Source organism: Candidatus Binataceae bacterium (assembly GCA_035650475.1).
Lineage (GTDB): Bacteria > Desulfobacterota > Binatia > Binatales > Binataceae > JAKAVN01.
On record DASRHP010000012.1, the window covers coordinates 448737 to 459119 of the forward strand.

Consider the following 10383-nt stretch of genomic DNA (forward strand, 5'->3'; position numbering starts at 1 on the left):
TGGCCAGTGGCGGAGGGGGAGAAAGGCAAGATGAGGTCGCGAACGGATCGCGCGTTGTCACGGGCGGGCGTTGCGGCGTTGGCCGCGGTCGGGTTATGGCTGGTCAAGCCAATGCCCCTGTCGGCTCAGGCTGGGGCTGGCGCGCCGTCCAAGCTGACCGAGACGCCGCTCAGCGGCTCGCCCGAGGGCGGATTGCCCGCGACTTCGATCGCGCCGGCGGAGGCGCCCGAGGCGACCCCGACTCCCGCGCCGCGCCGCAAGAGCGCGACGACCGCGCCGCGTCACCGCATCGCCGCCAAACCCACCAAGGTCGCCAAGGCGGCTGCGTCGATGAAGGTCGAGGTTGAGCCGGCAAAGGCGCGGCTCAAGCTCAAGCAGAACGCTCCCATCTACGCCGAACCGAGCAACAAGAGCCGCCGTCTCGCAGAAGGCCAGAGCGGCAAGTACATCGTCGTCACCGGCACCACCCGCTATTTTCTGCGCATCAAGCTCAAGGACGGACGCGAGGGCTATGTGACGGCAAGCGCAGCCGACCTGGTCGCGCCGGCCGACAAGATTTTCATGCTTACTCATGACGCGCCGGTGCTTGACGCGCCGAACCGATGGGGTAAGAAGCTCTCCGAGGTGCACCAGGCCCACGCCGTCCATGTGGTCGGCGTCGCGCTCAACTATATGAAAATCCGGATGCGCAGCGGGCTGGAGGGCTTCATCCCGACCACGGCCCTCGAGTAACTCCGGCAACGCATTCACCGCCGGCGCCCGTGCATTTACGCCGGCGCGCCTGGCGCGCGTCGGTTTTGGGAGGCCGCATGACCGCGCAGGAACGCCAAGGGTGGATTATCGTCGCCGGTCTGTTCGCCACGCTGCTGCTGGTCTTCGGCTCCGGCTACAACACCTCCGGCGTCTTCGTCACCCCGCTCATCAAGTATTTCGGATGGAGCCGGGCGAAGGTCTCGGGCCTGCCCGCATTGCTCGCGGTATCGGCCGGGTTCAGCGCGCCACTCATCGGATGGTTGCTCGACCGCATCGAGACGCGCGTGGTGATGGCGGCGGGGGCGATCATCTCGACCGCCTCGTTTCTGATCGCGAGCCGCGCCAACTCGTATCCGCCGATGCTCGCGGCGTACCTGGCGCTGGGCGTGGGCCTGTCGGCGGCGACGCTGTTACCGGCCTCGATGGTGATCGCGAACTGGTTCGGCGCACGGCGCGGGATCGCGATGGGCATAACGATGAGTGGGACGACCGCGGGCGGGATGCTGATGACGCTGGTCGCCAGCCAAGCGATCGCGCGCGGCGGATGGCGCGCCGGCTACGAGGTGCTGGCTGGGCCGATGGTGCTGATCGCGGCGCCGCTCATCTGGCTGCTCGTGCGCACCCGTCCAGCCGGCGCGGCCGGCGTCAGTGTCGCCGCGGCGGCGGCGCGCCTGCCCGGACTGGAGGTCGGCGCCGCGCTGCGCTCACGTTCATTCTGGACGATCTCGCTGGCGAACTTCTGCTTCGCCTTCAGCGCGGCTGGGGGCGTCGTCCACTTCATAACCTACCTGATCGGTATCGGTTACGCGGCTTCTTCCGCGGCGTTCGCGATGAGCATGGTGTTCGGATGCGCGCTTATCGGGAAGATCGTGATGGGCCTGTTCGCCGACCGGATCGGCGGGCGGATCGCGCTCGGCGCCGACTTCGTAATTGGCGCGGCGGGGATGGTGATGCTGCTGGGCGCGGCGCGGGTCGGCATGCTCATCGGTTTCGTGATCGTGTATGGGCTTGCAGTCGGCGCGCCGCTCGCTCTGCTGCCGCTGGTGATGGCGGAATCGCTGGGGCTTAAGCGCTTCGGGACGCTCGGCGGACTGACCGGGCTCGCGCAGACGGCGGGTGCGGCGCTCGGTCCGCTGCTTGCGGGACGCATGTTCGATCTCACCGGCAGCTACACGAAGGCCTTCGAGCTGTTCATCGCGATTTTCATCATCGGCGCGGCGGCGGCGCTCGCCTGCCTGCCGTTGAGTGTCGAGGAGGCGCGGCTGGGCGCCGCCGCCGCGCGTGCGGCCTGACCGTTTGCGACGGAGGCCTTATGGAACGCATCAACTTCGGCGTCTTCGACCATGTCGAACGCAGCACCGGCGAGGGGCCGCTCCATCGGCTCTACGAGGAGCGGCTGCGGCTGGTCGAGGCGTACGACCAGGCGGGGATGTGGGGCTACCACGTCGCGCAACATCACGCGACGCCGCTGGGGATGGCGCCGTCGCCCAACCTTTTCCTCAGCGCTGCCGCGCCGCGCACCCGCCACCTCCGGCTCGGCGCGCTGGTATACCTGCTGCCGTTTTACAGCCCGCTTCGGCTGCTCGAAGAGCTGTGCATGCTCGACCATCTGTCGAACGGGCGGCTCGAGATAGGCGTCGGGCGCGGCGTGTCGCCCTTCGAGCTCGGCGCCCATCGCATTCCCTACTACGAGTCACGGAACATCTACGAGGATGCGCTCGCGGTGCTGGTCAAGGGGTTCACCAGCGAGCGCCTGACCCATCAGGGGCCGCACTTCCGCTACGACAACGTCGCGATGGAGCTGCGGCCGCTCCAGCAGCCGCATCCGGGCTTCTGGTACGGCGTTATCTCGACCGACACCGCGATCTACGCTGCGCGGCGCGGGATGAACATCGTCTCGCTCGGGCCGCTGGAGATGGTGCGCCGGGTGGTTGACGCTTACCGTGAGCACCACGCTGAGGCTGTCGGCAGCCCGCTCAACGTCAACCCGCATTTGATTCGTCCCGTCACCGGCGCGATCCGTCACATCTACATCGCCGAGAGCGATCGCGAGGCGCTCGAAGTCGGGCGCGGGGCCTACAGAGTTTTCTACGACAATATCCAGAAGCTCTGGCGCGACTTCGGCACGACTGCCGCTGCCTTTCCGCCCGACTTTGACATTTTCCACAAGGTCGGCGCTGCGTATTGTGGATCGGTTGGCACGGTACGCGAGCAGATCGGGAAATTCGTCGAAGGCTCGGGATGCGACTACCTGGTGCTGGCGTTTGCATGGGGCAACCTGACGGCCGCCCAGGCCCGCCGCTCCTTCGACCTGTTCGCGACGAAGATCATGCCGGAGTTCGCCAGGCCCGCGTCTGTGACCAGCCACGCGCGAGAATGATGATCGCGCAAAGGGCTTCTGCCCGTGGAGCCTTTTTCTTGCGCTTGACACGATGGTTATGTTGATGGGCAAGGAGACTCTGGGATGTCAGACACAAACGGCACGGTCCGTTCGGTTGCGAAGATTATCACCGCGACCCGCACGCTGGAGGGCGCCGGCTTCGTCGTCAATCGCCCGTTTCCGACCAACGCGCTCGCGCTCTTCGACCCCTTCCTGCTGCTGGACGAGATGGGGCCGGTCGAGCTTGGGCCCGGTGAGGCCAAGGGCGCGCCCGACCATCCCCATCGCGGCTTCGAAACCGTTACCTACATGATTGCCGGCAAAATGGAGCATCGTGACTCCCACGGCAACGCGGGGCGGCTCACGCCGGGCGACGTGCAATGGATGACCGCGGGTGCGGGCGTCGTGCATTCGGAGATGCCCGAGGCCGACTTCGCGCGGCGCGGCGGCCGTATGCATGGCTTTCAGTTGTGGGTCAACCTGCCGCGGCGCGACAAGATGATCCGCCCGCACTACCAGGAGCTTCCCGCGGCGAAGATCCCGGCCGCCGCCAGCGCCGACGGCGGTGTTGCGGTCAGAGTGATCGCGGGCGAGGCGATGGGAGAGCGGGCGGTAATCGCGACGCGCACGCCGATCGTCTACCTGCACTGGACGCTCAAGCCCGCCGCGCGCGTCGTGCAGCCGATGCCGGTCGAGTACAACGCCTTCGCGTACGTCTTCGGAGGCGAGGGTCGGTTCGGCCGCGAGGAGAGCGCGGCAACCGAGCGGCAGATGGTAATCTTCGCGGGCGACGGCGACGCGGTGTCGATCGCCGCGCCGGCGTCGGCGCCGCTCGAAGCGCTGCTGATCGCCGGCGTGCCGCTACGCGAGCCGGTCGCGCGCTACGGCCCGTTCGTGATGAGCACCAAGGAAGAGGTCATCGCGGCAATTGAGGACTACCAGGCGGGCCGGATGGGCGCGATCGCGCCCGCTTGAGCGGCGGACGCGATCGCGCGCGCAACAGGCGCAAGCGCCGCACCGTCAGTCGGCCGCCGCGCTTGCAGCCTGGGCGGCGTCTGCGGCGAGGATTTTCGCCGCCGCGGCTTCGAGCACAGTCCCCTTGAAGAAGTTCGGGTTCATCCCGGCGTGCAAACGCACCGGGTTGGCAAAGACGAAGTCGCGGAAGTCCTCCTCGGTGAGCATCCCGCGCTCGACGCTTTCCCACGCTTCATGGGCGGCGTCGCGCATATCGACGAGATCATAATGGCCGAGGTCTGAGCCGTAGATCGCGCCCAGGCGCGCGCCGAACGGATTGCGCCGGGCATCGAACGCACACGCGTTCATCCGGTCGTCGCCCTCGCATCCGAAATAGAAATGGGGAACGAAGAGGTCGCGGATGTCTGAGGCACGTTCGATCCCGCAGGCGGCCCATTCGTCGAGTTCGTCGGGCGCGATCGGCGCGCCGGCCTCGAGTTCGGATTGGAACGGCTCAGCGTCGAGCCGGCCCTCGGCGATCGTGCCGCCGTACTTGCGGCACAGCTCGCGAAAGAGCGCGCGGTCGAGGTTGGCGGGGTCGATGTTGGCGACCATTTTGACGTTGCGCTTGCGCCAGCGCTCGACCAGGCTCGCGTAAAGCGCGCAGCCCCATCCCACGCCGCCTTCCTTGAAAGCGAACTTCAGCGTGGGGAAGCGGCGCGTCACGCCGCCCAGGAAGAGCGCTTTGCAGATTCCCTCGGCGGCGGCCGCGAAATGGCCAATCTGGTTGTAGATGAAGTTCGAGATCGACGTGCGGTTGCCCCAGCTCAGGCCGAAGGAATGGAAACTCGGCGCGACGCCGAGCTCGACGCACCTGGCCCATACGGGATCGTAGTCGTACTCGCTGTCGAGGCAGAGGTTGTCGAACCAAGTGAGATGGCGCGCGAGATGGGGCGCCTGCTTGGCGAGACCTGGAATCGGCCGGCGTACGAACGCCGCCATCATCACGACCTTGAACCCGAGCCGCCCGACAGCGTGGTCGAGTTCGTCGATCGCCTCGGCCGGCGTATGCATCGGGATGCACGCGGCGGGCGTCATCCGGTCGGCGAATTCGCGAAAAATGTCGGCGTGGTAGTTGTTGAACGCGCGGCAGATGACGCGGCGCAACTCGTCGTCGCCGATGTGCGGCGCGAACAGCCCCTGACTGGGATTGAGCACCGCGAAGTCGAGTCCCATCTCCTCCATCCGCTCGTACAGCAGGCGCGGCAGTGCCGCGGTCGCGCGGTCGAGCGTGTTGCGCGTCGGATAGGGCCACCATACCGGGCGCGGGACGCGGAATTCGCGCCGCTCGGCGCGGCTCATGTGATGCCAGGGAAAATAGAAGGCGGTGTCGTGCGCCTTCTTGTAGCGCTCGAGAATCGCGCTGCCGCCGGCGTCGCGGATGTAGTCGAGCAGGGCGGGCTCGAACTCGACCACGTGGCCGTCCGAATCGACAATCGGATGGCCGACCTTGGCGCGAACCTCGGCTGAGCGGCTGGAATACTTGCCGGTGCTCACGGGGGTCTCCTTTCGCTTCGAAAGATCAGTCTGCCGCTCGCAATGGACGAGGGCAAACGGCGGGTGATTCTCTCTTCGGCGGGGCGCGCGTGCGTGCCCGCCGCACCAAAGAAGAAGCTGCCTACGCGAAGGCGGGCAGAACTTCCTCGCTGACGCGCTTGAACTGCGCGCGCTGGTCGTAACCGACCAGGCGCAGCGTGATCGTGGTCGCGCCCGCGTCAGCGTAGGCGCGGATCGCCTCGATGCACTCCTTGGGCGAGCCCATCGCGACCCACGACATCAGCGCGTCGCGATGGTAGTCCACGCTGTAGTAGGCGTCGAGGAAGCGCTTGGATTCGCCGAGCGCGGCCTCGCGGTTCTCGTTGACGTTGATGTTGTAATAGACGGATACCTCGAAGTCGTCGCCGAGCGTGCGCCCGAACTCCTTCGCATAGCCGCGGATCATTTCGAGCGAGCGGCGCACGTCGGGCGGCTGGAAGAAGGTCGTCATCCAGCCGTCGCCCAGGCGCGCGACGCGGCGGAAGCCGCTCTCGACGTTGCGCCTCCTGCTCAAGTTGGGGTTCGAGACCACCCAGATTGGCAGCGGCTGCTGCACCGGGCGCGGCAGCACGGTCAGGTTGCGGAAGCGATAGTACTGGCCCTCGTAGTCGACGTTCTCGCGCGACGAGGTCAGGCGCATGATCTCGATCGCCTCTTCCATCCGACGCATCCGGCTCTGCGGCTCGACGCCCATCGCCTGGAATTCCTTGTCGAAGGCGCCGCCGCCGGGCTCGGGCTGCCCCTGACAGGCGACGAAGATCATCCGCCCGTTGGACATCAGGTCGAGGCTGGCCCACTGGTAGGCGAGCACGAGCGCGTTGCGCAGCGGGGTGCTGGCGAAGCACGCCGGCCCAAGCCGGACGCGGCGGGTGCGCGCGGCGAGCGCGCCCAAAAGCGCGATCGCGTCAAGCCGCGGCTTGGCGAAGATCGAATCGCCCACCCACACCGAGTCCCAGCGCGCATCGCCGTCGGCCCATTCGGCCATCTCGATCATTTCGGCGACCGTGGTCGCGCCGATCACAACACCGCGATTGGGAAGCGTAAGTCCGAACTTCACCTTGCGCGCCATCGTTCGCCCTCCGAAGTCGCTACGCCATCAGTTCGTACAGGACCGCGAAGTCGTCTTCGATCGGCAGTCGGCGGAAGTGGCTGAAACCGGCCGCTGTTGCCAGCTCGCGCGCTTTGGGCTCGCCCATCGCCGCGCCGATTCCCGCGCCGCCGTGCGCGAGCGAGGTCGTCATGCAATACAGCGTGCTGACCGAGTACACCAGCTTGCCCATCGGCTTGATGTTGTCCTCGGGCTTGTCGGAGATGTTGATCTCCTGCACCAGGTAGGTGCCGCCGGGCGCGAGCGCGCGCCGTATCGAGCTCATCAGGGCGACCGGATCGACCGAGTCGTGGACGACGTCGAAGGTGGTGACGAAGTCGAATTTGCCGGGCGGCAGCTGGGTGCCGTTGGCGACCTCGAAGGTCACCCGCTCGGCGACTCCGGCCTCCTGCGCGTTGCGCCGTGCGCGCTCGATGGAATCCGCATGGAGGTCAAAGCCGAAGACTCGCGCGCGCGGAAACGCCTTCGCCATCAGGATCGCCGCGCGTCCGCCGCCACATCCGACGTCCGCCGCGACGCCGCCGGCGTTGAGCCGCTCCACCACCTGCGGCATCGCCGGGATCCACTTGCGCACGAGCTTGAACTTGTAGCGCGGCAACGAATTGCGCTCGGTCGCCTCGAACATCCACGGCGGATACTCGGCCTGGGTCAGCCCCTTGCCGGTACGGAATGCTTCGGCGACCTTGGGCGCCACGCTCATCGTGGCCTGCACGATCTGGAAGTAGGAGCCGACGAAGTAGGGCGAGTCTTCCTCGGCCAGCGCGACCGCGTACTCGGGCGTGAGCAGGTAGGTCTGCGCGCCGGGGTCGTATTCGAGATAGCGTGCGGCCGCCATCGAGTTCAGCCACTCGCGCAGGTAGCGTGGGCTGAGTCCGGTATGCGCCGCGAGCTGTTCGACGGTCAGCGGACCGGCGTCCTTCATGGCCTTGAACAGCCCGAGCCGGTCGCCGATGAAAATCATCGCGCCGTGCATCGCGGTCGCCACGTCTGCCACGACCTGAACCGCGACCTGCTTGGCCTTTTCCCTGTCGATCTCAGCCGCCATAGAGGTTGTTTCTCCCGTCGGTTGTCCGCGAATCCGCTCCGCACAGTAGCGCATTCCGCGCGCGCGAGGTTAGTGTGTGTGGGCGCGTTGAAACATTGCAAGGAGCGCCGCCTGCTGCAAAGAACCGCACACCTCTCGCTTCAGCGAAGAGACCGGGGGGCGGGTCGTCGGCGAATACCCGCGACGACGGCTTCGAGCTGTTTTTCGCCCAGCGCATGGAGCAGCAGCGCCTGGGCGTGGGCGGCGGCGCGTCCCCAGTGCACGGTCAGGCGGCGAACCTGGTCCTCGGCAGGCATCGCGCGCCGCCGGTAGGCGATTCCGACCGCCTTGCGCACGCCGAGATCGCCCGCCACCACGCGCGGCCGCCCCATCGTGCGCGCCAGGATCCATTCGGCCGTCCAGACACCGATTCCGCGCAGCGCAACCAACTCCGCGATCACCCGCTCGTCGTCGAGCGCGGAGAGCCGTTCGCGGTCGATTGCCCCCGTTGCGATCGCCTGCGCCGCCGCGATTATGTATTCGGCCTTGCGGTTGGTGAACTGGAGCGCGCGGATCTCGGCGAGGCTTGCGCCGGCGAGGCGCTCGGCGCTGAGACTGTACACTACCACGCCGGCTACTGTATGGCGGTCGCCGAAGCGCTCGGCCAGGCGCCGGCGCGTCTCGGCCGCCCATCGCAGGTTAACCTGCTGCGCGCTGATACATCGGATGAGCGCGCCGAGCAGGTCGAGTTGCAGCACGGGCCGAAGTCCCGGGTAACGCGCGGCAAGACGCGCGACGACGGGATCAGCGCGGCACAGCGCTGCAAACTCGCGCGGTGGTGCGAGGAACGCCGCGCGCGCGGCCGCCGCAACCGGCGCGGCATATTCGCCATCTTCGACCGTTATCCGCAGAATCGGTCGATTCGGGGTGCCAGTGAAAGTCGTGGCGAACGCGATGCGACGGCCGCCCGCGGCGGCCGTCCGCAGGAACGTCGTGCCGTCCCAGCGGTCGAGCAGGTCGTCGCCGGAACGGCGGAACATCTCGAGCGACGGCGCCGGGTCGAGCACGCCGGCCAGTTCGACGTCGAGCGTCAGCTCGCGCCGCAGGGCGGCTGGCGCCAGCCGCGGCCGTGAAACCGGGGCTTGTGCGACGGCAGCGGCGTCGAGCGTCGTGCGCAACTGCAATGCCTCTAAGCGCGCGCGGCGGCGCCGCGCCGCTTCATCATCGCGTTGGCTTCCGGATAGGTTATCGTGTCGGCCGCGATGAACCCGTAGGTTCCAGCGCCGAGCAGCTCCTGCGCGGCCTTGCGCGCCACTGTCATCGCGGCAAGTCCGGGCCACGAGCCGACGCTCACGCGAGCCACCCCCATCCGCTCCAGTTCGGCGACCGGCGGCGTTCCCGGACCGGCGAGGACGTTGAGCGGGCCGTTGATACGACGGGCGAGCTCGGCGATCGTCTGCGCGTCACGCACGCCGGGCACAAACAGGCAATCGGCGCCCGCTTTGCGGTAGGCGGTGGCGCGTCTTACCGCATGGTCGAGGCGGCTTTCTCTGGGGCCGACGCCGAGTAGGAAGACGTCGGTGCGCGCGTTGATCACCAGCGGCACGCCGGCTTTGGTGGAGGCCTCGCGCGCGGCAGCCAGCCGTTCGAGCGCCTGCGGCACTTCGTACAACTCGCCGCGGCGTTCCTGGATCGAATCCTCGAGATTCACTCCGACGGCGCCCGCCTCGATTACCATCCGGATCGTGTCCGCGACGTCGGCCGGCGTGCGTCCGAAGCCGGACTCGATATCAGCCGTGACCGGCGCCTCGACCACGCGCGCGATCCGCGCGATCGCAGCGGCGATCTCCTCGCGCGGGGCGACCTCGCCGTCGGGATAGCCGAGCGCGTTGGCCATCGTGGCGCTGCTGGTGGCGATTGCGCGCGCGCCGGCCTCTTCGGTCGCGCGCGCGCTCATCGCGTCCCACACGTTGACGAGTACCAGGATACGCGAGCGGTCGTGCATCGCGCGCAGCGCTTCGGCTTTCTGCCGCTGAGTGTTCGGTTCCATCGCCGCTCCTCTTTACCGGCCGGCTTTCAGGAGGCGCAGGCGCTCCTTGCTCGGAACAGACCAGACGTCGTCGATCTTATAGAACGATTCGAACGCGGGCGCATCCTCCGGAAGCTTTAACCACGGCAACCTGCTCCTTGTGAAAATGTGCACGTCGGGTTTCACCGCCTCCGGCGCGTCCAGGGTGCCGGCGCGGACGAACAGGGCCTCGCCGGGCGCGCCGTAGTAATGGCTCCAGAGATAGGTGCCGCACCCGCCGCAGAAGAAAACCTCGTGATTTTTGCCGCTGCCGCCCTTGAGCATGAATGATCGCGGAGCGGCGCCGCTCGCCTCGACGAATTTCTTCTCGATCCAGATGTTAATCACGAATGCGCTGCCCGTGATGCGCTGGCAATCGCGGCAGTGGCAGGCATGAACGATAAGCGGATCGGCGGTCAGTTGATAGCGGATACTTCCGCACGCGCATCCACCGGTGCGAGCCATCGTTTGATTTCTCCTTTGCGGGGCGGCGCGCGGCG

Annotated in this window: 10 protein-coding genes; 4 read left to right on the forward strand and 6 right to left on the reverse strand. The window is 67.4% G+C overall.

Going from position 1 to position 10383, the window contains the following annotated elements; genetic code table 11:
- Positions 1-30: 30 nt before the first annotated feature.
- The 4 genes from VFB33_13625 (at position 31) to VFB33_13640 (ending at position 4108) form a co-directional block, all read left to right on the forward strand.
- Positions 31-732, forward strand: a complete 702-nt coding sequence (locus VFB33_13625) for a hypothetical protein (GenBank protein HZO82729.1) — start codon at positions 31-33, stop codon at positions 730-732.
- A 77-nt stretch (positions 733-809) separates the two neighbouring features.
- Positions 810-2045, forward strand: a complete 1236-nt coding sequence (locus VFB33_13630) for an MFS transporter (protein HZO82730.1) — start codon at positions 810-812, stop codon at positions 2043-2045.
- 20 nt (positions 2046-2065) lie between these two features.
- A complete protein-coding gene (locus VFB33_13635) occupies positions 2066-3133 on the forward strand; it encodes an LLM class flavin-dependent oxidoreductase (GenBank protein ID HZO82731.1) in 1068 nt (355 codons plus the stop codon).
- A gap of 84 nt (positions 3134-3217) precedes the next feature.
- A complete protein-coding gene (locus VFB33_13640) occupies positions 3218-4108 on the forward strand; it encodes a pirin family protein (GenBank protein HZO82732.1) in 891 nt (296 codons plus the stop codon).
- Between the two features lie 45 nt (positions 4109-4153).
- Here VFB33_13640 and VFB33_13645 read toward each other — a convergent pair whose 3' ends face one another.
- The 6 genes from VFB33_13645 to VFB33_13670 form a co-directional block, all read right to left on the reverse strand.
- On the reverse strand, positions 4154-5644 hold the full coding sequence (locus tag VFB33_13645) for an amidohydrolase family protein (GenBank protein HZO82733.1): 1491 nt from the start codon (positions 5642-5644) through the stop codon (positions 4154-4156).
- Between the two features lie 121 nt (positions 5645-5765).
- Entirely contained in the window at positions 5766-6752 is a 987-nt protein-coding gene (locus VFB33_13650) for an LLM class flavin-dependent oxidoreductase (GenBank protein ID HZO82734.1), read from the reverse strand.
- Between the two features lie 19 nt (positions 6753-6771).
- Positions 6772-7836: a methyltransferase domain-containing protein gene (locus VFB33_13655; protein HZO82735.1), complete on the reverse strand. Its 1065-nt coding sequence runs from the start codon at positions 7834-7836 to the stop codon at positions 6772-6774.
- A gap of 140 nt (positions 7837-7976) precedes the next feature.
- Positions 7977-8993 (reverse strand): hypothetical protein, encoded by a 1017-nt coding sequence (locus VFB33_13660; protein ID HZO82736.1) that lies wholly within the window; start codon positions 8991-8993, stop codon positions 7977-7979.
- A gap of 11 nt (positions 8994-9004) precedes the next feature.
- Positions 9005-9865, reverse strand: a complete 861-nt coding sequence (locus VFB33_13665) for an isocitrate lyase/phosphoenolpyruvate mutase family protein (GenBank protein ID HZO82737.1) — start codon at positions 9863-9865, stop codon at positions 9005-9007.
- A 12-nt stretch (positions 9866-9877) separates the two neighbouring features.
- Entirely contained in the window at positions 9878-10348 is a 471-nt protein-coding gene (locus VFB33_13670) for a GFA family protein (GenBank protein HZO82738.1), read from the reverse strand.
- Between the last annotated feature and the right edge of the window lie 35 nt (positions 10349-10383).